This is a genomic window from Paenibacillus sp. KACC 21273, assembly GCF_028736095.1.
GTDB classification, from domain to species: Bacteria; Bacillota; Bacilli; order Paenibacillales; family Paenibacillaceae; genus Saccharibacillus; species Saccharibacillus kyungheensis.
The window spans coordinates 3,380,703-3,405,198 of the sequence record NZ_CP117876.1 but is presented as its reverse complement, the minus strand read 5'-3'; the positions used below and the strand labels follow the sequence as shown (position 1 = coordinate 3,405,198).

Genomic DNA, 24,496 nt, shown 5'->3' with positions numbered 1-24,496 from the left:
AATCCATTGTGGAATTGCAGGTGATATCGTAATGAATACAGTACATTTATCTTATCCATGGCCTGAAGATGTAGTGAAACATGCTTCCAAACCACAAGTACTTGTGATTGGACAGTTTGATGGATTGCATCTTGGACATGCAAGTGTGATTGATCATGGGATTCGTCTAGCTAGACGACTGGGTGTTCCTGCTTCAGTGATGACTTTCAATCCTCATCCTAAAGAAGTTATGGGAAAAGGCGATTATGAAGGCTATCTTACACCGCTAGCAATGAAAGAAGAATTGTTGCGTGCAATGGGTGTCGATACGTTATATATTGCTGAATTCAATCATGCTTTTTCACAGGTAACACCGCTGCAATTTTATGAGCAAATGCTATGTCCGCTACAAGTGCATACGGTAGTAGTAGGCTTTGATTTCCACTTTGGTTATAAAGGGGAAGGGAATCCAGATCTACTCCGTACATTTGGCGAAAATGTATTATCTGTAGAAACAGTTCCTGCCTTTTTGTTAGAGGGAGACAAAGTAAGCAGTTCAGCTATTCGTAGTGCATTGCGTGAAGGCAATGTTGCTCACGCGTATAAGCTATTGGGTCGTCCTTATCAGATTCGCGGAAAAGTCATTGATGGCGATAAACGTGGACGGACGATTGGTTTCCCTACAGCTAATCTAGAACTGGATGGAAATTATGTTGTACCTTCTTCCGGTGTATATGCTGTGCGTGTTCTTGCTGAAGGAGCATGGCGTGCAGGCGTAATGAATATCGGGTACAAACCTACTTTCCAGACAGGAGAGACCAGACCTAGCTTTGAAGCGCATATTCTTGATTTTCAAGGTGATCTGTATGGTCAGCAACTAGCGGTAGAATTGATCGATTATATTCGTCCTGAGCAAAAATTTAGCGGGATTGAAGAATTAGTTACTCAAATTCGCAAAGATGCAGATCGTGCACGTTTCTTATTATCTAACCTTGAAGATTAATCATAAGAATACCGTTGATATTTAATATCGACTTATGCTATACTAATCAACGTTGTCATTCTAATAAATGACAGTCTTCAAAACCTTGGCTTGGTTATACGATCTCACCGTCGATAACGAGGCTAACGGTTATTATGAATTACACTATTAGGAGGTGAATAGGATGGCATTAACACAAGAACGCAAGCACCAATTGATCGAAGAGCACAGAACTCACGAATCCGATACAGGATCTGTTGAGGTGCAAGTCGCTATCCTTACTGAGAACATCGTGAACCTGCAAACGCATTTTCGCGCTCACAAGAAGGATCATCATTCCCGTCGCGGATTGTTGAAAATGGTTGGTCAACGTCGTAAGCTTTTGGCTTACATCAAAAAGACTGACGTTAAACGTTATAGTGCATTGATCGAAAAATTAGGTCTTCGTCGCTAAAATTAAACAGTATGTCCAAAGCAGCCTGGTTGTTCAGCCGTATGGTCTTTTCGGAGCCGACGGTGACGGCCGGGTTGCTTTTTGTAAGTAGAGGTAATTTGACTATTCTTATAAATATTGAAATGATAATAGTGATTTAGAGTCTAGCGGTGAGATTTCCTTGAAGCAGGGAATCATCACCTTTTTATAGAATACAAATAATGGACTTAAAAAAGGAGGAATTTCATGGAACAGCGAGTTGAAATGCAGCTCGGAGGAAGAACGCTGACATTTGAAACAGGTCGTTTAGCAAAACAAGCGAATGCAGCAGTTATGGTACGTTACGGTGATACAGCAGTACTATGTACAGTAACGGCATCATCAGGTCCTAAAGACTTAGACTTTTTCCCACTTACCGTAAACTACGAAGAAAAATTATATGCAGTAGGTAAAATTCCAGGCGGATTTATCAAACGTGAAGGTCGTCCAAGTGAGAAAGCAATCTTGGCAAGCCGTTTGACAGACCGTCCTATTCGTCCGTTATTCCCTGAAGGTTTCCGTAATGATGTTCAAATTGCTAACCTTGTAATGAGTGTAGAGCAAGATTGCGAGCCTCAAATTGCGGCAATGATCGGTACTTCAGCAGCATTAAGTATTTCAGATGTTCCTTTTAACGGTCCTGTAGGTAGCGTAGCAGTTGGACGCATCGATGGACAATTTATTGTGAACCCAACAGTTGCACAACAAGAAGTGAGTGACCTTTATCTTGTGGTTGCAGGAACAAGAGAAGCGATCATGATGGTTGAAGCAGAAGCTAACGAAATGCCAGAAGACGTTATGCTAGAAGCAATCATGTTCGGTCATGATGAAATTCAACATATCGTAGCAGCGATCGAAGAGCTAGTAAGCAAAGCAGGCAAACCGAAAATGGAAGTTAAACTTCATACGGTAGATAGCGATGTAAATACAGCGGTTCGTGAATATGCTCAAGCTCGTTTGGTTGATGCTGTACGTGTAGCTGAAAAACAAGCTCGTCAAGATGCTATTGATGAGATTAACGATGAAGCTGTTGCCTTTTTTGAGGAGAAGTACATAGAGACTCCTGACCTCATGAAAGACGTAAAAGAAATTTTACATGATATCGTGAAAGAAGAAGTACGTCGTCTAATCACTCACGAAAAAGTACGTCCAGATGGTCGTAGTCTGGCTGAAATTCGTGCAATCGAATGTGATGTAGACTTGTTACCAAGAACACACGGTTCAGGATTGTTTACTCGTGGACAAACTCAAGCGTTGAGTATTTGTACATTGGGTGCTCTTGGAGACGGACAAATTTTGGATGGTATCGCACCAGAATCTTCTAAACGCTTTATGCATCATTATAATTTCCCTCCATTTAGCGTAGGGGAAGCTCGTCCACTTCGTCCACCAGGTCGTCGTGAAATCGGTCACGGTGCTCTAGGCGAACGCGCACTAATGAAAGTTATTCCTTCTGAAAAAGAATTCCCTTATACAATTCGTCTTGTATCTGAAGTATTGGAATCTAACGGTTCTACATCACAGGCAAGTATTTGTGCAAGTACACTTGCGATGATGGATGCTGGTGTACCAATCAAAGCACCTGTAGCAGGGATTGCAATGGGTCTAATCAAAGATCAAGAGCATGTATCGATTCTAAGTGATATTCAAGGTATGGAAGATCATTTGGGAGATATGGACTTTAAAGTGGCAGGTACTGCTGAAGGCGTAACTGCGATTCAAATGGATATCAAAATTGACGGAATCAGTCGTCAAATTTTATCTGATGCATTATCCCAAGCACGCGAAGGACGTTTATTTATTCTTAGCAAAATGATGGAAATCATTCAAACGCCAAGAACAAGCCTTTCTGCTTATGCTCCGAAAATCATGATTATCAATATCAATCCAGACAAAATCCGCGATGTTATCGGACCGGGTGGTAAAATCATCAACAAAATTATTGATGAGACTGGCGTAAAAATTGATATCGAGCAAGATGGTCGTGTGTTTATCGGTTCTTCGGATGAAGCAATGATCAAACAAGCTCAAACGATGATCGAAAACTTGGTACGTGAAGTGAAAGTTGGCGAAACGTATCTAGGCAAAGTAAAACGTATTGAGAAGTTTGGCGCATTTGTAGAAATTATTCCAGGTAAAGATGGACTGGTACACATTTCTCAACTATCTACAGAGCGTGTAGCTAACGTAGAAGATGTGATCGCTATCGGTGATTCGATTACTGTTAAAGTTACAGAAATTGATAATCAAGGTCGTGTAAATCTTTCTCGCAAAGCTGTACTTGTTGCTGAAGGAACAGCGAAAACACAATCGTAAGATCATCTATGGCTATTTACGTAGCAATGATTAAATAAAGTAAAACAATTCAAAGAGCCAGAAGATTTTATTCTGACTCTTTTTTTGTAGCATTTTATTTTCGTTATTTTGAAAAAATAGCGAGAAGTACATGGACTGATTAGACAAGGTGAAGAAAGCGAAGCCTTGAGCCGTTTTTAAAAGTCTGGTAGGATAGGTATGCATTTATCGAATGGGAGGCCCTCGCATGGAACGAGTTCAACTACACAATGGTCTACGAATAGTTATGGAAAAAATGCCGACCTTCCGTTCTGTCACAATTGGAATCTGGATCAAAACAGGTTCACGTTACGAAGATTTAGTGACCAATGGAATTTCACATTTTATCGAGCATATGTTATTTAAAGGAACAAAGCGCTTTGATGCGCAAAAGATAGCTGAAGTATTTGATGGTATCGGTGGCGATGTGAATGCTTTTACCGCCAAAGAATATACATGTTTTTATGCAAAAGTGTTAGATGAGCATTTGTCGATAGCAGTTGATATTTTATCAGATATGTTTTTCCACTCTTTGCTGGATCCAGAAGAATTGAAAAAAGAAAAGAATGTCATTTTGGAAGAAATCTCGATGTATGAAGATGATCCAGATGATCTAGTACACGATCTAGTCACGATGTCTTCGTATGGCGATCATCCACTAGCTTATCCTATTTTGGGAACCGAAGAGCGACTTCATCCTATGGGTAGTGACGAGCTTAGAGCATACATGAAAGAACATTATACGATAGAAAATACAGTCATCAGTGTGGCTGGGAATATAGACGACAGTGTTATTCCTTTGCTCGAAAAACATTTTGGTGATTTTGATAATCATGGAACCAAGCAAGAGTTAAGTATACCTTCTTTTGCAGGTGGACAGATTTTTCATAAGAAAAAAACAGAACAAAATCATATCTGTATGAACTTCCCGGGTGGTAAAATAGATGATCCACGGTATTATGCTATGGTTCTTCTGAATAATACACTGGGTGGTGGGATGAGCTCACGTCTTTTTCAGGAGATTCGTGAAAAAAGAGGATTGGCGTATTCTGTCTATTCTTATTATACAGCTCATGCAGATAGCGGACTGTTTACGATCTACGCAGGAACAGCACCGAAGCAGACCAAAGATGTTTTTGAATTGACACATGCACTTTTACATGATGTCAAAGTCAACGGCATTACTGAACAAGAATTATATCAAGGCAAGCAACAATTGAAAGGCAGTCTGGTGCTAAGTCTGGAAAGTACAAGCAGTATTATGAATCGTTTGGGTAAAAACGAAATCATGCTTGGAAAACACAATACGGTCGATCAGACATTGCAATATATTGAAGAAGTGACGATGGAAGATATTCGCTCAGTGATTGATGATATGTTTGCAGAGCCTTATGCGCTTGCAATGGTAGGTCATTCTGAACGAAGTCTTGCTCATGTTAGGAGAGATGAACTTGTCTATTAATGTTGAAATTATGGCTTTACCCGGAAGTGAAGGATTAGAATTACCTCGTAAAATGTCTGAACTTGCTTCTGGATTCGATCTGTATGCTGCGGTGACTGAGCCCATGGTGTTAGAACCCGGCAAAAGAGCGTTAGTACCTACAGGATTGGCATTAGCAATGCCTGCTGGACTAGAAGCACAGATTCGTCCGCGTAGTGGACTTGCGTATAAGCATGGAATCACTTGTCTAAATACACCGGGTACGATTGATGCGGATTATCGCGGAGAGATCAAAGTGTTATTGATCAATCTAGGAGAAGAACCGTTTGCTATTGCTCGTGGTGAACGAATTGCGCAAATGGTATTCCAAATTGTACCTGAGGTAGATCTGATTGAAGTACAACAATTATCAGAAACGGTACGTGGTGTTGGTGGTTTTGGACATACAGGAACGAAGTAAAGCTTTACATGATTAAAATGTTTTTGCGAAAACAGTTGAAAGATATAACAAGGAATGATATTATTTCTACAATTATTGCAGAACACTGAAATTATAATCCAGTGCAAACTGGCTAAAAGTTGACGGTAGTCTTTGCGACTGCCGTTTACGTTTACATTCAGATGTAAATGGACTTTTTGAAATCGAAGGGGAGAGATATGCCAGATGTCTAATCAATCGTTTAATGTGGCTGTCGTAGGAGCGACAGGAGCAGTGGGTCAACAAATCGTAAGATTGCTTGAAGAACGAGATTTTCCGGTGAACACATTGAAGTTATTATCTTCTGCACGTTCCGCTGGGAAAAAGGTAATCTTTAAAGGGCAGGAAGTTACAGTAGAGGAAGCGACACCGGATAGTTTTGAAGGTGTACATATCGCTTTATTTAGCGCAGGAGGAGATATCAGTAAGGCACTCGCTCCTCACGCCGTCAGACATGGCGCTGTATGCATCGATAATACAAATGCATTCCGTATGGACCCTAATACCCCTCTTGTCGTTCCTGAGGTCAATAGCGACCGTATAGCAGATCATAACGGTATTATTGCGAACCCGAACTGTTCTACGATCCAGATGGTTGCAGCTCTGAAACCTCTTTATGATCGTTATGGTATCGATCGTATTATTGCTTCTACGTATCAAGCGGTATCTGGAGCAGGGAATCAGGCGATTGATGAGTTAAAACGTCAAAGCAAATCGGTGCTTGAAGGCGAAGAAGTGAATCCGGATATTTTGCCAGTAGGCTCATTACCGGTCAAACACCAAATCGCTTTCAATGCGATCCCGCAAATCGATAAATTTCAGGACAACGGATATACACTGGAAGAAATGAAAATGGTCAATGAGACCAAAAAAATTATGGAAGATGAGTCGATCCATGTTACAACAACATGTGTACGTATTCCTGTTGTCTATGGTCACTCTGAATCTGTCTATGTCGAATTAAAACAGGATTATGATCTAGATGAAGTGAAAGCTTTATTGCAAAATGCGCCAGGTATCACTTTAGTAGACGATCCGGCTAATCAAGCTTACCCGCTAGCTACAGATGCAGCTGGCAAAAATGATGTATTTGTAGGACGTTTACGTCGTGATCTAGGTCATGAACGTGGCTTGAATATGTGGATTGTATCTGACAACTTGCTTAAAGGTGCAGCTTGGAACGCCGTGCAAATTGCCGAGATTATTGCAGCAAAAACACCAGCAATTAGCTAACGGAGGCGCATAGTTATTATGTCTACTGTGGTAGAAAAGCAAAATATTTTAGTGCAAAAATTTGGAGGAACGTCGCTATCTACACCTGAAGCGAGAGTTCATGTACTTCGTCATATCAAACGCGAGCTTGCCGAGCAAGTCAAGCTCGTTATCGTTGTTTCAGCTATGGGACGTAGCGGAGATCCTTATGCTACAGATACATTACTTGAGAGCACTGTACTGAATGGCAGTATTCCTTCTCCACGTGAACGTGATTTGTTAATGGGTTGCGGAGAAATGATTTCGGCAGTGACACTAAGTGGTATTTTGAATAGCGAAGGAATCGCTTCGATCGTTTTAACAGGAGCACAAGCTGGATTTATTACAGATGATAATTTTGGTAATGCCCGTATTCTTGCTGTCCGTCCAGATCGTGTTAGTCGCGAATTAGAGAGTGGCAAAGTAGTGATCGTTACCGGTTTTCAAGGGCAAAGCGAAGCAGGTGATCTAACAACACTTGGACGCGGCGGAAGTGATACTTCAGCTACAGCGCTTGGAGCAGCACTACATGCCGATATGGTTGATATTTATACGGATGTAAATGGTATCTTAACAGCTGATCCGCGTATTGTAGAAGATGCTAAGCCACTTGCCTATGTAAGCTATAATGAGATCTGTAATATGGCACATCAAGGTGCAAAAGTGATTCATCCGCGTGCAGTAGAAATTGCGATGCAAGCTCAAGTACCTGTACGTGTTCGTTCTACCTTTGGAGATACCGAAGGAACACTTGTTACTCAATCGGAGCGCTTTGCAGATACACCTACAGGTGTCGTCGATCGTCTGGTAACAGGTATCGCTTATGTGAATAACGTTACACAGATTACGGTAGGTCAACAAGAAGGTGTAGAACATCTTCAATTGAAAGTGTTCCAAGCGATGGCTGAAAATAGTATCAGTGTCGATTTTATCAATGTAACGCCATTTGGAGCGGTGTATACCGTATTTGATAGCGAAGCAGAACGTGCGCTTGCAGTATTAGAAGGAATGGGTCTGCAACCAACAGGATTATCAGGTTGCGCTAAAGTTTCTGTGATCGGTGGCGGAATTAATGGAGTGCCTGGAATTATGGCTCGTATCGTAGCTGCACTGACAGGGCAAAACATTCCTATATTGCAATCTGCTGATTCGAATACAACAATATGGGTTCTTGTGAAAAAAGAAGATATGGTGCAAGCGGTGCGTGCTCTGCATTCTCAATTCCAATTGCATCTATAATGTGCTGAATACAGGTCATCGGATAGCTCCGTATTTGAAGGAGGAAATAGAGTGGTAGACTTTGGAAGATTAATGACAGCGATGATTACCCCTTTTAATGAACAAGATGAGATTGATTGGGATGCTACAGCAAGATTAATCGATTATTTAATTGATGAGCAAAAATCAGAATCGTTGGTCGTATGCGGTACAACTGGTGAATCGCCTACACTAAGCGATGAAGAAAAATTACAAATGTTTGAATTTGCAGTTAAACATGCAGCAGGACGATGTAAAATTATTGCTGGTACAGGAAGCAACGAGACACGTCATTCGATTCATTTGACACGTGAAGCATCCAAATTAGGCATAGATGGTGTACTGATTGTTGTTCCTTATTACAATAAACCTAATCAGGCTGGAATATATGCACATTTTAAAGTGATTGCAGAAGCAACAGACTTGCCTGTTATTATGTATAATGTGCCTGGACGTACGATCACTAGCATGTCTGTAGCCACCACGCTGAAACTAGCAGAGATCCCTAATATTGTAGGAACCAAAGAATGTGCATCACTTGAACAAGTGACACAGATTGTGGCTCATGCACCAGAAGGATTTCTCGTCTATTCAGGTGATGACTCTTCAGGATTGCCAGCACTTGCAGTAGGTGCTTATGGTATTATCAGTGTAGCTAGTCATGTGGTAGGAACAGAAATGACCGATATGATCGAATCATATCTTGCCGGTCGTCCTGTAGAAGCAGCGAAGCTTAACCAAAAGCTGTTCCCTATTTTCAAAGGGCTATTTGAGAGCCCTGAGCCGCTTCCTAATCCATCTGCGGTCAAATATGAATTATCCAAACGCGGTTTTGGTAATGGTAACGTAAGATTGCCATTATTGCCGCCTACAGAGCAAGAACAACAATTTATTGATCAATTGTTTGTATAAGTAAATCATGAATATAGAATAAATAGACAAGCTGCTCTCACTTTGGAGCAGCTTTTTTTATGAACATAGAACTATTTCTTATAAATACATAGCAAGTAGTCAGCAAAATATAGCGAATCGTTACATAAAATTTGCATGAAATCGTGCAGATTATAAAGGCTTTAGTAGACTCAAGTAAACATGACTTGTGTTTTTGTTTTTTAATCATGTATAATAATCTCAAGTGACTGGGTGCGGTATAAAGAAATAGAGGTTTGCTGAATGAATTCTTTGTCAGGCAAAGTATTCGTGTAACTCAGCAGACGGTCAACGAACCGATAAAGCTTTCGGGTGCTGATTCCTTGCGGAATCGAAACGGTTTGATAGATATCCGTTTTGAAAAGGGAACCCACCTTTATTGAAGGTTTTGTAATTAATTGTATGTACACATTAAATTTTGTTTAAAAATATTTAGTAATAACGTCCAATACTTATAGGAGGTCTAGATAACATTGTCGAAAAAAACGAATAACGAAAAACTGACGATCTTTGCTTTGGGCGGCGTCGGTGAAATTGGTAAAAATATGTACGTCATTCAATATGGTAATGACATTGTCGTGATTGATTCAGGTCTTAAATTCCCAGAGGAGGATATGCTAGGGATCGATATCGTTATCCCTGATATTTCTTACCTTACTGAAAATCGTGACAAAGTGCGCGCTATCATTTTAACGCATGGTCATGAAGATCATATTGGTGGTCTACCATACGTATTGAAACATTTAAATGTACCTGTATACGGTACCAAATTAACGATTGGATTAGTGGAGAACAAGCTGAAAGAAGCTAATTTGCTTGGCGAAACGAAACGTATCCTTATCAACGAAGATTCCGAACTTAAATTAGGTAACACCCTCACTGCTACATTCTTCCGTACGAACCACAGTATTCCTGATTCTGTAGGTGTATGTGTAGCTACTCCAGAAGGTAACGTTGTACACACAGGTGACTTTAAATTTGATCATACGCCTGTAAATGGTGAGTTCGCTAACTTGCAACGTATGGCTGAAATTGGTAGTAAAGGTGTTCTTGCATTACTATCTGATAGTACAAATGCAGAAAAACCAGGCTTTACGCCTTCAGAACGCAATGTAGGTATTGTGTTGGAAGATATTTTCCGCAAAGCAACACAACGTGTAGTTGTAGCTACATTTGCATCTAACGTTCACCGTATTCAGCAAGTAGTTAACGCTGCTGCTGCAACAGGTCGTAAGATCACTGTAATCGGTAGAAGTATGGTAAATGTAGTAGGTATTGCTTCTGATCTTGGATATCTTGATATTCCAGACGGCATGATTATTGAGCCGGAAGAAGTAAACAAAATGGCAGCAGATCGCGTCGTTATCCTGTCTACAGGAAGCCAAGGCGAACCGATGTCAGCACTTACACGTATGGCCCGTTCGACACACCGCAAAGTCGATATTTTACCGGGAGATACTGTTATTATTGCAGCTACACCTGTACCGGGTAATGAAAAATATATTGGACGTACGATTGATGAATTGTTCCGCTTAGGTGCAAACGTTATCTATAGTGGTTCTAACTCAGGCGTCCATGTATCTGGACACGGATCACAAGAAGAGCTTAAATTAATGCTTAACTTGATGAAACCGAAATTCTTTATCCCAATTCATGGTGAACACCGTATGCAACGCAAACATGCTTTACTAGGTGAAGCAGTGGGTATCGCTCCAGAAGATATCTTTATGATTGATATCGGTGATACAGTTGAGATTCAAGGTGGAGTAGCACGCAAAGCCGGTAAAGTCACTTCTGGTAACGTGTTGATCGATGGATTAGGCGTAGGTGATGTAGGTAATATCGTTCTTCGTGATCGTAAACTATTGTCACAAGATGGTATCCTTGTTGTTGTCGTTACCCTGAGCAAACAAGATGGACAGATTGTATCTGGACCAGACATTATCTCTCGTGGATTCGTATATGTTCGTGAATCTGAAGGATTACTTGATGAAGCGAACCGCATCGTAACAAGCACATTGCAACGCTTAATGAGCGAACGTGTGAACGAGTGGGCATCATTGAAAACAAGTGTTAAAGACTCTCTTGGTCGTTTCTTATATGAGCAAACGCGCCGTAGACCAATGATCCTTCCGATCATTATGGAAGTCTGAGTTCATGAAATATAGAATAAACGGGTAAGAGGCAACCAGTCGCCCCCGTTCATCACATGGTATATTGGACGGTCCCATGTGATGAACGGGGGTTTTGCGTTTTTTTTTAGAAGTCAAATAGACTTCATTTGCTTGGTATATGATATAATAGTGCATCGGAGGTGGTGACAAATGGCGAAGCCAACAACAACCCAGAAGTCCAAGTCAGCACAAAGTTCACCACGAAAAAAAGTGGTGTCCAAATCATCGTCTGCGACTCGGAAAACAACAACGACAACAAAGCGCAAACCGGTTGCCCGTAAGCGAAATAGCAAAGCAAAAGCTTCGGCTTGGGCAACGTTAAAATATGAAGTCTATGGTATTATTTTAATCACATTTTCTGTGATTGCTTTATCCAGACAAGCGGCAGTAGGCGAATTTTTGCATTACATAACTGCTTTTATACTAGGCAAGGTCTATTTTGTGTTGCCTTTGGTTGGTATTTACATAGGGCTGGCTATTATGCTTCGGCGCAAATGGCCACGAGGATGGAATGGTAGATTATCAGGCTTGGTTTTATTAACTTGCGCGGCGACATTAATCAGTATTTTGACATATGTGCCAGTCGAACAATTAACTTCTTTGCCAGCAAGACAAGCGGCAGGTGGTTATATTGGTGCTGTGCAAATGTGGTTGTTTATGATGTTATTCGGTGTGATCGGAACCAAATTAATCGCTACAGTTATGGTGATTATCAGTCTGATGTTGATTACTCAATTATCCGTTGCTGATCTAGTACAGCGTATACGTGGTTATGTAAAACAATTATCGGCATGGGGTCAAGAAAAGCTGGAATTGATGCAGATTGCCAAAGCTGAACGTCAAGAAGAACGTGAACTGCAAGCAGCAGAAGCCGTAGAGATGGAAGCATATGAAGACGAACTAGAAGAAGAGGAACAAGATTCCAAACGTTCTGCATCAGGTCTATTTCCGTGGAGTCGTAAACGGAATCGTCAAGCAGAACAAGATGAGGAAAATCCATATTCAGCGATAGATGCTCAATTTGAAGAAGAAGAACTTACACCAGCATCTGTTGTTACCGCTATGCCAACAAGATCCAAAAGTCGTGTTTCTCCAAAAGTAGGACTTACTCAACAAGCAGATATCTTATCTTCACCTGCGATAGCTACTACGCCTGAAAGTGATCTCTGGGATAATGCAGATGTAGAAGGACAGGTAGATGAGAAACCACCTATTATTCGTGATTTTTTTGCACAGATGCAGTATGAACGTGGAGAGCGTAATGAAGAGGACACACTTAGTGAGAATATAGGCGCTGATGCTTCAACAACGGATATAGAAGCAGAAGCTTTAACAGCTATTCTTCAGACTGATTCAAATGACACCAATGGAACACCATTACAGGTAGTTGAAGAAGATATCACTCATACAGATGAAGAATCTATGTCGTCTGAGAATAATCAAGCTGTAGAAGGACATCCACATTCCAATAGTGGTTCTGTAGTAGAAGGTGGAACCCTTATACCACCTCCTGTGCCACAGCCTAAGCCTTACAAATTGCCTTCGTTTGCATTATTAGCCAAACCGAAGAATATTAGTACTGCTAATGACCAGAATGATTATATGGTGATTGCACGTAAGCTAGAGACTACACTTGAAAGTTTTGGAGTACGGGCGAAAGTAGTTGAAGTTGTTCGCGGACCAGCGGTAACTCGTTATGAGCTACAACCGGATGTAGGTGTAAAAGTAAGTCGTATCGTAGGCTTAACCGATGATATTGCACTGGCACTAGCTGCCAAGGATATACGGATGGAGGCTCCGATTCCGGGTAAAGCGGCAGTCGGTATAGAAGTACCGAACAACGAAGTTGCTATGGTCACGATGCGTGAAGTAATGGAGACATCTATTTTCAAAGAATCCGAAGCTAAATTGTCGATTGCTTTTGGACGGGATATCGCAGGGCAGACGATTGTAGGTAACTTAGCCAAAATGCCCCATTTACTTGTAGCAGGAGCTACAGGTTCGGGTAAATCGGTATGTATTAACGGGATTATTACGAGTATTTTATACAAAGCTAAGCCTGATGAAGTAAAATTCTTAATGGTCGATCCCAAAATGGTAGAGTTGAATATTTATAACGGTATTCCGCATTTGTTAGCACCTGTAGTAACCGATCCTAAGCGTGCATCATTAGCACTCAAAAAGATCGTTGTCGAAATGGAAAAACGGTATGAGCTATTTTCCAAATCAGGTACACGTAATATGGAAGGTTATAACAACTTGATGAAAGATAATCCAGCGGCGGTTTTACCGTACATTGTTGTTATTGTCGATGAGTTAGCCGATCTCATGATGGTAGCTGCGGGCGATGTAGAAGATGCGATTGCACGTCTAGCACAGATGGCTCGCGCAGCAGGTATTCATTTGATTATTGCTACTCAGCGTCCTTCGGTTGATGTTATTACAGGAGTGATCAAAGCCAATATTCCTTCACGTATTGCTTTCGGTGTATCTTCACAAATCGATTCACGTACCATTTTGGATATGGGTGGAGCCGAAAAATTATTAGGTCGCGGAGATATGTTATTTATGCCTGTAGGTTCTTCTAAGCCTACTCGTGTACAGGGAGCATTTATGTCTGACGAAGAAGTTGAAGCGATTGTATCTTATTGTCGTGGTCAAGGTGATGCACAATATGTAGAAGACCTTGTGCCAGAGATTGATGATACAGTTAACAATATAGATGAACAGTTGGATGAATTGTATGATCAAGCTGTGCAGATTGTAGTAGAAGGGAAGCAAGCTTCTGTATCGCTATTACAACGCCGAATGAGAGTTGGATATACTCGTGCTGCACGTCTGATTGATTCACTGGAAGCTCATGGTATTGTAGGGCCTTATGAAGGTAGTAAGCCTCGTGAAGTGTTAATTACTGTTGAACAATATCAGCAGAAGTTAGCCAGTAATTCATAATATGCTTTAAAATAGACCGTAGAAGATCCAATCTATCTAAAGTAGATGCTGTCTGTATGAACTAGACTATAACAAAAAAGAAGCGCCACTCCTATGTATTAGCGAGTAGCGCTTCTTTTTGTTATGAGTATTCAATGCTCAACTAACGGAATCTTATGAACCGTTATAACGATCTAAAATACTTGTTTTGTTAGAGCTATCATATACAAATCCATAAATCTTTTTGTTCATATTGCTATAGGCGCTGTCAATTTCTTCAGCAACACTATTGAACAAAGTATTGGTTTGGTATGAAGTTAAAGAATTCCAATCGCCTTTGTTCGCATAGATACGGAATACGATTTCTTCATCATTATCGTTAGACAATTCAATCGATAATTTAACACCTTTGTACGTACCGAAGTCGTTATTCAAAGTCGTTTGAACTGTGCTCAAATCAACATTTGAACCGATGATGATACTGTTACTGCTATTTGTTGAGAATGTTAGCAATTTAACAGAGTTTTTGTTCACTACAGTTCCTGTTACTGTAGCATCATCATATGTGCTGTTATCATGAATAGCATCTACGATATTTTGTAACAATGTTCTACGGTTAGAAGTAGACAGATCATTCCATACACTTTCAGTGACTTTGATATTCACTTTCAATTTGTCTGAATTACCTGTTAATTCAATATTAGCACTTGTACCTTTGTAATCAGCATAAGAATTGTTAAGCGTTGTTTGTAATTTGTTCAAAGTAGTGCTGTTTGAATTTGAGCTAGTGTTATTGTTTTTCAAATCTGTAATTTGAGTGTTTAAGCTTGTGATTTGCGCTTGCAATTGAGCAATCGTTGTATCTTTTGTTGTATTTTGTGCTGTTGCTGTATTCAATTGCAATTGTAGATTTTGAATTTGAGAATTCAATGTGTCTACAGTCGTTTGCGGTACTTGAGTTGTTTTATCAGCTACATTTACAATTTTGTTCGTATTGTCCCAAGTTACTTTTTTATCAAATACATCACCCATCATACGAAGTGGAATGTATGTAGTACCATTGACCATGAATGGTTCTTGGCTGGCATCTACAGTCACTTCCTGGTTGTTGTAAATGACTTTAATATTGTTGTACATCGCTTTGAGTTGCTTGGTCGCTTGCGAAGCATAAGTGCTATTTACAAAAATACTGCCGGAAATAGCAAGAGCGGACACAGTAGCAATAATCACAGGTTTTTTTCTTAGTTTCATGTTGTTCGTCGAGCTCCTTTTTTTCTAGATTTGGAGATATACTTTTTTACTATACGTAATCTAAAGTATGACCCCTTCGTAATCCTTTTTGTTTTTGCTCGGTAGGTTGAGCATGACCATTCCTCGTATAGTATGACGAAGTGTGTATAAAATATGTTGCTATAAAGATGCTGATTTCCAGAAATTCGACATTAGAACGTCTATATTCCTCTATCAGAGACTAAATTTTATCACAAATAGAGGTAGGAAAGAAACCCAACGCCTTTTTTGAATACTTTGTCTTATATTGCAGTATAACGAAATACCTATCATCTCGTTTGCTTCTTGTATTTCGATTAGTATAAAATAAGTAAAGTTAGAGCATTACCAAATTGGCTTGATAAAGGAGTTTTGACGTTGAATAATACCGGATTCGAACGCGGTGAAGTAAATGGGATACGTGTACATGTAATGCCAACTACACGATTCAAAACATTTGCCGTTTCACTTTATATGGGAACCCCCCTTGCAGAAGATACAGTTACTCCTACAGCTTTGATTCCTTTTATTTTGCGTAGAGGAACAGCCAAGTATCCAGAAACAACACAATTTCGTGAAGCTTTAGAAAATATGTATGGTGCAGGCTTTGGATTTGATGTATACAAAAAAGGCGATTATCAGATGGTGCAATTCCGTATGGATACGATCAATGATTCGTTTGTATCTGCCGATGAATCGCTGTTAAAACAAAGCATTTCTTTTTTGGGAGATGCCGTAACCAATCCTGTACTTGAAAATAATGCATTCCGTGAAAAATATGTAACCGCAGAACGTGAAAATGTTCGTAAACGCTTGGAGTCTGTAGTAAACGATAAAATTCGTTATGCTGCTGAACGTTGTATTCAAGAAATGTGCAAAGATGAGCCTTATCGCTTAAATGCTTTGGGACAATTAAGTGATCTGGACGGGCTTAATGGTGCTAATGTATATGAACGTTACCAACAATGGCTTGAAAATAGCACGATGGATCTGTATGTTGTGGGTGATACTACCCTTGAAGAAGTGTTAGAACTTGTAGGCAGTCAATTTGCTCGCAAAACAAATACACTACATGCTTACAAAATATCGATTCCGCGCTCTGCTGGTGCAGAAGTCAAACATATTGTTGAAAAAATGGAAATCAGTCAAGGTAAACTGAATATGGGATTACGTACACCGATTACGTACGGAGATAATCGTTATGCTTCCGCTTGGGTAGCAAATGGTATTTTGGGTGGTTTCCCGCATTCTAAATTGTTTACCAATGTACGTGAAAAAGAAAGTTTGGCTTACTATGTAGGCTCACGCTTTGATCCATATAAAGGCATTACAACGATCCAATCAGGAATCGAAATACAAAACTTTGATAAAGCATTAAATATTATCAAAGAACAATTGGCTAATCTACAAGCTGGAGACATCAGTGAATCAGAGATTAGTCAGACCAAAGCGATGATCCGTAACGATTTATTAGAGTCTCGTGATTCTGCGTATCAAATGATCGGTTATGACTTTAATGGTCGTTTTGCAGATAAAGATCGTCCGGTAGAACAATTGTTGTCTGAAGTAGAATCGGTTACACCAGAGCAGATCCAGTCTGCTGCAAGTGTATTAACGCTTGATACGATTTATTTCCTTACGACAGAACAGAAGGAGGCATAATTATGGAAAGTATCCGCTATGATCGTTTACAAGAAACTTTATATTTCGAAACTATGGATAATGGATTACAAGTATATGTGCTTCCCAAAGAAGGATTTCAAAAAACATATGCTACATTTGCTACCAAATATGGCTCTGTAGATAATCATTTCCAAGTAGAAGGACAAGAAGAAGTGAAAGTACCGGATGGGATTGCTCACTTTTTGGAGCATAAAATGTTTGAAGAACCTGATGGTGTCGATGTATTTTCTAAATTTTCGGTTAAAGGTGCTTCGGCTAATGCATTTACTAGCTTTGAGCAGACGGTATATTTATTTTCTGCAACTGAACAGATTGAAGATAATTTAGAAACATTGCTTAATTATGTACAAAACCCTTACTTTACTAAAGAAAATGTAGATAAAGAAAAAGGGATTATCGGTCAAGAAATTCAAATGTATCAAGATAATGCCGACTGGCGTGTATATTATGGATTGTTAGAAGCAATGTATCAAAAAAATCCATTACGTATTGATATCGCAGGTACGATTGAATCGATCAGTACGATTACAAAAGATACACTATATGAGTGTTACAACACGTTCTATCATCCTTCCAATATGATGTTATTTGTAGTAGGTGGAGTAGATCCTGCGACAGTGATAGAGCAAGTACGTGCTAATCAGCAAGCCAAAGATTATCAACCACAGGGTTCAATCAGTCGTTTCTTTGAAGAAGAACCGGTAGCTGTAGGTGAACCATGGCATGAAGTTCGTTTGCCTGTATCAGAGCCTAAATGTCTATTAGGTCTAAAAGAAGTCAAAAATGGTCTGACTGGTGAAGCATTGCAACGTCGTACGTTAACGACCAAGCTGATGCTTGATTTGTTACTTGGTAACAGTACTCAGTTGTATCAGACATTGTATGATGAAGAATTAATCTCCGATGATTTCGGTAGTGATTATAGCAGTACAACAGAGTATGGCTATTCAATGATGGGTGGAGATACCCGCGATCCGAAATTACTTGTACAACGTCTGCAAGAAGAGATCGATAAAGTGATTGCTACAGGATTTAGCCAGGATGCATTTGATCGTGCATTGCGTAAAAAAATTGGCGGATATTTGCGTATGCTGAATTCACCTGAAAGTATTGCTCATGAATTTACACGCAATCGTTTCCGTGATAGCGACTTTTTCGATATTCTTCCAATCTATGAATCGCTTACAGTAGAAGATGTGAATGCTCGCTTGCGTGAACATATGAACTGGGATCAACTGGCTGTATCGGTGGTTGTTAGTCCGTGAATCAGCCCCAATCTGTAGCTGCAAGTAGCAAGCCTTTTTCGCAAATGACTGTACTGATTACAGGTGCAAGTAAAGGAATAGGGGCTGCTACAGCAAAGCGATTTGCTATGGCTGGCATCAATGTAGCTGTTCATTATCGCAGTTCGCATGAAGAAGCGAATGATGTTGCTCGTATATGTCTGGAATATGGTGTGAAAGTGTTGACCATTGCCGCAGACTTACGCAGTATGGAGCAGATTAAGCGAATGCGTGATAAGTTAGAACAGCATGATATGTTGCCTGATATTTTGGTAAATAATGCAGGAATTGCTCATTATGGCATGCTTACCGATATGACAGAACAAGATTTCGACGATGTTATAGCTACAAATCTCAAAAGTGTATTTCTCTGTACTCAAGTCTTTATGCCTCATATGATCAATCAACGCTATGGGCGGATTATTAATGTATCTAGTATCTGGGGCATTACAGGCGCTTCTTGTGAAGTATTGTATTCGGCAAGTAAAGGTGGTATCAATGCTTTTACCAAAGCGTTAGCCAAAGAACTAGCCCCTTCAGGTGTGACAGTGAATGCTATCGCCCCCGGAGTTGTCCGCACTGAAATGATTGCTCATCTGGAACCAGCAGAGATTGAGTCGTTAGAAGAAGAGATTCCCGCAGGACGGATTGCTGAACCAGATGAGATTGCTTCAATGGTTTACTTTTTGGCTTTGCCGGAATCAGGTTATATGACAGGTCAAGTCGTGAGTCCTAACGGTGGATTTTTGACCTGATATTGCTATCGATCCATAAGATATTATACGATGAAGGAGCTTCTATATTTAGGTATAGAAGCTTCTATTCATATCATGCTATAATCTTGTAGTTTGAGTGATTACGAAGTTGTTACTGTCTGCTTCTTGCCTTTCTATTTTATTTTATATATCATTAACGTGTTAATGACTTTGCATTGAATAGCAGAAAAGGGTCGGAGTTGGTATAGACTATCTGCTTTGATGACTATATAGCAGTGCCGTTATAAAAATAAATGTGTGATCCATCGACATAGGATTCGGGCTAGAAAGTATTCATGCGATAGAAAGGTTAGAGGTGAACGTGGAACTAAAACAGTGGTATTTGGAATACAGGATACATAAAAATCGTCCTGGTCTATTGGGAGATGTAGCGTCTTTATTAGGTATGCTGAATGTTAACATTTTGACCATTAATGGTGTAGAGGGTAAGACACGTGGTATGCTATTAGAGACGGATGATGATGAGAAGATTCGTCTACTTGGTGATATGCTTGCCAAAGTTAGCAATATTACAGTGACGGCTTTGCGTCAACCCAAGCTTGTTGATATTTTAGCAGTACGTCATGGACGCTATATTGAGCGTGATTCGGATGACAAAAAAACATTCCGTTTTACAAGAGATGAATTAGGCTTACTGGTTGATTTCTTAGGTGAAATCTTCAAACGTGAAGGCAATCAAATTATCGGTTTACGCGGAATGCCTCGTGTTGGTAAAACAGAATCGATTATTGCAGGTAGCGTATGTGCGATGAAACGCTGGACATTTGTATCCTCGACATTGCTAAGACAAACTGTACGAAGCCAATTATCGGAAGAGGAAAACAATCCAAACAACATCTTTATTATCGATGGGATTGTCAGTACGATTCGTTCCAATGAACGTCACCATCAATTGCTTCAAGATATTATGGCGATGCCAAGTACCAAAGTGATCGAACATCCCGATATTTTTGTGCGGGAATCTGATTATGAATACAGTGATTTCAACATTATTATTGAATTGCGCAACAATCCGGGAGAAGAGATCGTCTATGATACATTCACGGAAAGTTATGCGGATGATATATAAAAAAAGTCAAAAAACATTCTAAGCAGGAGGTAATAGTATGTCAGATCTAGGTCGGCAGTTAAGGGATGCCCGCCTTGCGAAAGGTTTATCACTTGATGATGTGCAAGAAATGACCAAAATACGTAAACGCTATTTGGAAGCAATTGAAGCAGGAGATTTTAAGGTGCTTCCAGGCAGTTTTTATGTACGTGCATTTATTAAAACGTATGCGGAAGCGGTAGGTCTTAGTGCGGACGAGTTGTTACAAGAGCATCAAGACGATGTTCCAGAGACCGAAACAGAAGCAGTGATGGAACCGGTAGTGCAACAAAGGCGAGCGGCAAGAAGAACATCTTCATCAGGAGGACGAAGCGGCAAATGGTTATCAACCACATTAATGTGGATCTTCCCATTGTTAATTGTCGTATTGGTCTATATTTTTGTAGTACGTAACGATAATGGCGCTCCTGAAGTGGCAAGTAATAACAAAGGTCAACAGCAACAAGAAACAACAACTAAGCCAACGACCACCACTACACCGCCAGCGACTACAACACCTGAAAGCACAACAACGACTCCAGAAAGTACAACGACAACACCACCTACTGGAGCAGGTACAGAGCAAGAACAATCAACACCTGATGCAACTGGGACGGATGAAGAAGCAACAGATTCTACAACACCGCCTACAGATACAGCATCACAACCTGTCGTTACACAAGCAGGTAAAGAAGGAAGAAATACTATTTTTAATGTGAATTACACAGGTACAACACCGCTTAAAGTAAGTATCAAAGCAACAGGTCAAAGTTGGCTTGAAGTATACAAATCAGCAGATTCTAGTGGAGAACGTTTATTTTTCAATAATACGGAAAGTGGACAAGACCTTTCTTATGATCTAGGTGATACAGGATTATATATCAAATCTGGTAATTCTCCAGCGACCGATATTACAATTAATGGACAACCAATCACAGATGGTAAAGCAACTTCACGTATTGTTCTAAAATTAGTCAAAGAAGCTGCTACAGATAGTAGTACTGATTCTACAAGCACATCTACAGATTCTTCTACAGATGGAACTACTGACGAATCAACTTCTACAGAGACAAGCGGAAATTAATGGTCAGTCACACAAAAGGACATACCTTCAAGCTGCCATAAGACAGCAGATTAAGGATGTCCTTTTTGTGCCATTAGACTTGTAACAACATATATTCTATAATTTTATCTAAAAGGGGGAGATCACATGGCAGATAGTTCATTCGATATCGTATCCAAAATGGATATGCAAGAAATGACCAATGCTATTACTCAAACGGAGAAAGAATTAGCGAGCCGTTTTGATTTTAAAGGAAGCAAAAGTAGTCTAACTTTGGAAAAAGAAACATTAGTTGTTGTTTCGGATGACGATTATAAGTTGGGTGCTTTGATCGATATTTTGCAATCTAAAATGATCAAAAGAGGATTGCCGATCAAAAATATAGAATATGGAACAATAGAGTCTGCTTCGATGGGAACAGTACGTCAACGACTCAAATTAAAACAAGGCATCGATCAAGAAAACTCCAAAAAAATCAATACATTGATTCGCGATGCGAAGCTGAAAGTAAAAAGTCAGATTCAAGGCGATCAGATTCGGGTTACCGGAAAGAATAGAGATGATTTGCAAGCAGTGATTCAATTGCTTCGCAAAGCTGACCTTACTGTGGATCTTCAATTCACCAATATGAAATAAACACGGTATTATCCTATTTGCTATAGAATTGATGGAGGCAGTAAAAGTATGAAACAAAAGATGCAGGCGGGAGCAATTACATATCATTGGTTCGCTGTGGACAATAGATACAGCAAGGAGGATACACAATGAATTTACCTAATCGCATAACGCTTACACGTATTTTCTTAGTACCAGTGATGATGTTGTTCCTGCTCGTTAATTTTTCGTTTGGAGAAGGGCTTTTAAAAATTGGAGCATCTTTTGAGGTCAGTTATAACGATCTGATTGCAGCATTAATTTTTATTATTGCAGCCAGTACAGATGGAATTGACGGACATATTGCCCGTAGTCGTAACTTGGTAACGAATCTAGGCAAATTACTTGATCCTTTGGCTGATAAATTATTAGTATCTGCTGCTTTGATCTCTTTGGTTGCACTGGGCAAATGTGAAGCATGGATGGTTGTAGTTATTATCAGTCGCGAATTTGCAGTCACAGGACTTCGTCAGATCGCTTTATTAGATGGTAAAGTAATGGCTGCTAGCAATTGGGGCAAAGCCAAAACGATTACACAAATTATTGCGATTTCTGCTTTGATGATTAACAATTTTCCATTTGCTCTATTAGGTATTCCATTTGCAGAAATTATGATCTGGATAGCTACGTTGATCACCATCTATTCAGGGATTGATTATTTTGTCAAAAACAAATCGGTTATTCATTTTTCCGAATAAACTACCTGTTTCTGTTTAACAGCAAATAGGTGATATAACAAGTAATGCAGCGTAAGTGGCAATAGGGTTCTCTCTATTGCCTTTTCCTTTTGCCATAGGTATGATTGGTTTATTTTTTAAGCACTTACATCACAGAGCAACCCTAATAACGAGGAGGCACTTGTAATGAAAGCAGAAATTATCGCAGTAGGTACAGAACTATTACTAGGTCAAATTACGAATACGAATGCCAGATATTTATCTCAACAATTATCCTATATAGGAATAGATGTATATTATCAGACTGTAGTAGGGGATAACTTAAATCGACTCAAACAAGCGATTGAGCTTGCTAGTAGTCGTGCAGATGTTATTTTATTTTCAGGCGGGATCGGACCAACACAAGATGATTTAACCAAAGATGCATTAGCTGAAGTGCTAGGCAGATCTATTTATATAGATCCTTCTTCTATGGAAAAAGTCGCAAGCTTTTTTGAAGGTAGAAATATTACGATGACTGAAAATAATCGTCGTCAAGCACTGGTTATTGAGAATAGCCATGTATTGGCAAATTCCACAGGGCTTGCTGTCGGTATAGCAATTGAAGATAAAGAAAAATATTATATTGTTCTACCAGGCCCACCAAAAGAGTTACAGCCTATGTTTGAAAATGAAGCAAAACCATGGTTGTTAGAACATGTATTAACAGATGAGCATCCTATTTATTCGAAAATGCTTAAATTTGCCGGTATTGGTGAATCTGCATTGGAGGAAGCATTGATTGATCTGATTAACGATCAAAGTGATCCTACAATTGCTCCATATGCCAAAGAAGCCGAAGTCACGATTCGTCTGACAACCAAAGCGGCTACAGAAAAAGAAGCCATGGTCAAACTCAAACAGATGGAATCTCAAATTCGGGAACGTTTGCCTGACCATATGTATGCTGATCAAGATATCGGAATCGAAGAACAGATTTTGCTGATGATGACAGGTATGAAATTGACACTCACAGCAGCAGAAAGTTGCACAGGTGGTCTATTAATGCAGAATCTAACTGCTATCCCGGGAAGTGGAAATGTATTTCTTGGTGGAATCGTCTGCTATTCCAACGAAATGAAAGAAAAAATGTTAAATGTGCCTCGTGAATTGTTAGAAGGCGAAGAAGCTCCAGGAGCAGTAAGCCCGGAAGTAGCCGAAGTATTAGCCGATGAAGCAAGAAAGATATTAGATACTGATTTTGCTGTTTCGATTACCGGTGTAGCTGGCCCGGGATCTTCAGAACGCAAACCTGTGGGATTAGTCTATATTGGACTCGCAGAACGGAATCAACCTACACAGGTATTTGAATTAAATATACGTGGCAATCGTGAGTCGATTCGTGTTCGCGCTGCCAAAAGTATTCTGTACCGTTTGTGGCTTCGTTTAAGTGAACTTCAGAAGGAATCTTTACCACAGTGACAAAATGCGCACAGACGTGTGTAACAGACGTCATATCACGCCAAGCATATGTTGCAATGTATAGTTCTACTATGGTAAAATAAGCGCAGACGGAAGAACCGCAGCAAATTTATTTGTTGCGGTTTTTTTATGTTTACACCCCAAAAAGTAAAAAAGTTACGTAAAAAAATGAAATCCTGATTTATTACCAATAAATGTAATATAATATGGATTTCATATCAAAAACACGAATATATGTTCGAAAAAAGCTTGGCAAATGAGAAAAAAAGTAGTATAATTAGAGTATAAATAAGAAGAAGAGGGACGTGAGTTTA

General features: G+C 39.7%; 19 protein-coding genes. 18 read left to right on the top strand and 1 reads right to left on the bottom strand.

Features of this window, described 5'->3' with window-relative positions; translation table 11 throughout:
* The first annotated feature begins 31 nt into the window (after window positions 1-31).
* The 10 genes from PQ460_RS14780 to PQ460_RS14735 all read left to right on the top strand — a co-directional run bounded on the left by PQ460_RS14780 (window position 32) and on the right by PQ460_RS14735 (window position 14,250).
* Entirely contained in the window at window positions 32-982 is a 951-nt protein-coding gene (locus tag PQ460_RS14780) for a bifunctional riboflavin kinase/FAD synthetase (protein ID WP_273615807.1), read from the top strand.
* A 163-nt stretch (window positions 983-1,145) separates the two neighbouring features.
* Window positions 1,146-1,415: a 30S ribosomal protein S15 gene (gene rpsO, locus PQ460_RS14775; protein ID WP_273615808.1), complete on the top strand. Its 270-nt coding sequence runs from the start codon at window positions 1,146-1,148 to the stop codon at window positions 1,413-1,415.
* A 225-nt stretch (window positions 1,416-1,640) separates the two neighbouring features.
* Complete coding sequence (gene pnp / locus PQ460_RS14770; RefSeq protein ID WP_273615809.1) at window positions 1,641-3,749, top strand: polyribonucleotide nucleotidyltransferase; 2,109 nt, start codon at window positions 1,641-1,643, stop codon at window positions 3,747-3,749.
* 226 nt (window positions 3,750-3,975) lie between these two features.
* Window positions 3,976-5,229: a M16 family metallopeptidase gene (locus PQ460_RS14765; protein WP_274170296.1), complete on the top strand. Its 1,254-nt coding sequence runs from the start codon at window positions 3,976-3,978 to the stop codon at window positions 5,227-5,229.
* Window positions 5,213-5,668 (top strand): dUTP diphosphatase, encoded by a 456-nt coding sequence (dut, locus tag PQ460_RS14760; protein ID WP_443147162.1) that lies wholly within the window; start codon window positions 5,213-5,215, stop codon window positions 5,666-5,668. Before PQ460_RS14765 ends, dut begins: the two co-directional genes overlap by 17 nt.
* Window positions 5,669-5,872: 204 nt before the next feature.
* Window positions 5,873-6,919 carry an aspartate-semialdehyde dehydrogenase gene (locus PQ460_RS14755; protein WP_273615812.1) on the top strand — a complete coding sequence of 349 codons (1,047 nt, stop codon included), beginning with the start codon at window positions 5,873-5,875 and terminating at the stop codon, window positions 6,917-6,919.
* A gap of 18 nt (window positions 6,920-6,937) precedes the next feature.
* Window positions 6,938-8,176 (top strand): aspartate kinase, encoded by a 1,239-nt coding sequence (gene dapG / locus PQ460_RS14750; RefSeq protein ID WP_274170294.1) that lies wholly within the window; start codon window positions 6,938-6,940, stop codon window positions 8,174-8,176.
* A gap of 51 nt (window positions 8,177-8,227) precedes the next feature.
* Window positions 8,228-9,106 (top strand): 4-hydroxy-tetrahydrodipicolinate synthase, encoded by an 879-nt coding sequence (gene dapA / locus PQ460_RS14745; protein ID WP_274170293.1) that lies wholly within the window; start codon window positions 8,228-8,230, stop codon window positions 9,104-9,106.
* Between the two features lie 491 nt (window positions 9,107-9,597).
* On the top strand, window positions 9,598-11,277 hold the full coding sequence (locus tag PQ460_RS14740) for a ribonuclease J (RefSeq protein ID WP_273615815.1): 1,680 nt from the start codon (window positions 9,598-9,600) through the stop codon (window positions 11,275-11,277).
* Between the two features lie 171 nt (window positions 11,278-11,448).
* Complete coding sequence (locus PQ460_RS14735; protein ID WP_274170292.1) at window positions 11,449-14,250, top strand: FtsK/SpoIIIE family DNA translocase; 2,802 nt, start codon at window positions 11,449-11,451, stop codon at window positions 14,248-14,250.
* Between the two features lie 153 nt (window positions 14,251-14,403).
* Here the strand turns inward: PQ460_RS14735 and PQ460_RS14730 are convergent, their stop codons facing one another.
* Window positions 14,404-15,480, bottom strand: coding sequence for a stalk domain-containing protein (locus PQ460_RS14730; RefSeq protein WP_204824522.1), 1,077 nt, complete (start codon window positions 15,478-15,480; stop codon window positions 14,404-14,406).
* A gap of 396 nt (window positions 15,481-15,876) precedes the next feature.
* Here PQ460_RS14730 and yfmF point away from each other — a divergent pair, with 396 nt between their 5' ends.
* The 8 genes from yfmF to PQ460_RS14690 all read left to right on the top strand — a co-directional run bounded on the left by yfmF (window position 15,877) and on the right by PQ460_RS14690 (window position 24,182).
* Entirely contained in the window at window positions 15,877-17,160 is a 1,284-nt protein-coding gene (gene yfmF / locus PQ460_RS14725) for an EF-P 5-aminopentanol modification-associated protein YfmF (RefSeq protein ID WP_273615817.1), read from the top strand.
* A gap of 2 nt (window positions 17,161-17,162) precedes the next feature.
* Entirely contained in the window at window positions 17,163-18,446 is a 1,284-nt protein-coding gene (gene yfmH, locus PQ460_RS14720; RefSeq protein ID WP_274170291.1) for an EF-P 5-aminopentanol modification-associated protein YfmH, read from the top strand.
* Between the two features lie 44 nt (window positions 18,447-18,490).
* Complete coding sequence (gene ymfI, locus PQ460_RS14715) at window positions 18,491-19,219, top strand: elongation factor P 5-aminopentanone reductase (protein WP_273616284.1); 729 nt, start codon at window positions 18,491-18,493, stop codon at window positions 19,217-19,219.
* A gap of 322 nt (window positions 19,220-19,541) precedes the next feature.
* Window positions 19,542-20,309: a DUF3388 domain-containing protein gene (locus tag PQ460_RS14710; RefSeq protein WP_069327324.1), complete on the top strand. Its 768-nt coding sequence runs from the start codon at window positions 19,542-19,544 to the stop codon at window positions 20,307-20,309.
* Window positions 20,310-20,346: 37 nt separating this feature from the next.
* Complete coding sequence (locus tag PQ460_RS14705; protein WP_273615819.1) at window positions 20,347-21,411, top strand: helix-turn-helix domain-containing protein; 1,065 nt, start codon at window positions 20,347-20,349, stop codon at window positions 21,409-21,411.
* 126 nt (window positions 21,412-21,537) lie between these two features.
* Window positions 21,538-22,026, top strand: coding sequence for a YajQ family cyclic di-GMP-binding protein (locus tag PQ460_RS14700; RefSeq protein WP_204824518.1), 489 nt, complete (start codon window positions 21,538-21,540; stop codon window positions 22,024-22,026).
* A 128-nt stretch (window positions 22,027-22,154) separates the two neighbouring features.
* Window positions 22,155-22,742, top strand: a complete 588-nt coding sequence (gene pgsA, locus PQ460_RS14695; protein ID WP_274170290.1) for a CDP-diacylglycerol--glycerol-3-phosphate 3-phosphatidyltransferase — start codon at window positions 22,155-22,157, stop codon at window positions 22,740-22,742.
* A gap of 165 nt (window positions 22,743-22,907) precedes the next feature.
* Window positions 22,908-24,182, top strand: coding sequence for a competence/damage-inducible protein A (locus tag PQ460_RS14690; RefSeq protein ID WP_273615821.1), 1,275 nt, complete (start codon window positions 22,908-22,910; stop codon window positions 24,180-24,182).
* The last annotated feature ends 314 nt before the right edge of the window (window positions 24,183-24,496 follow it).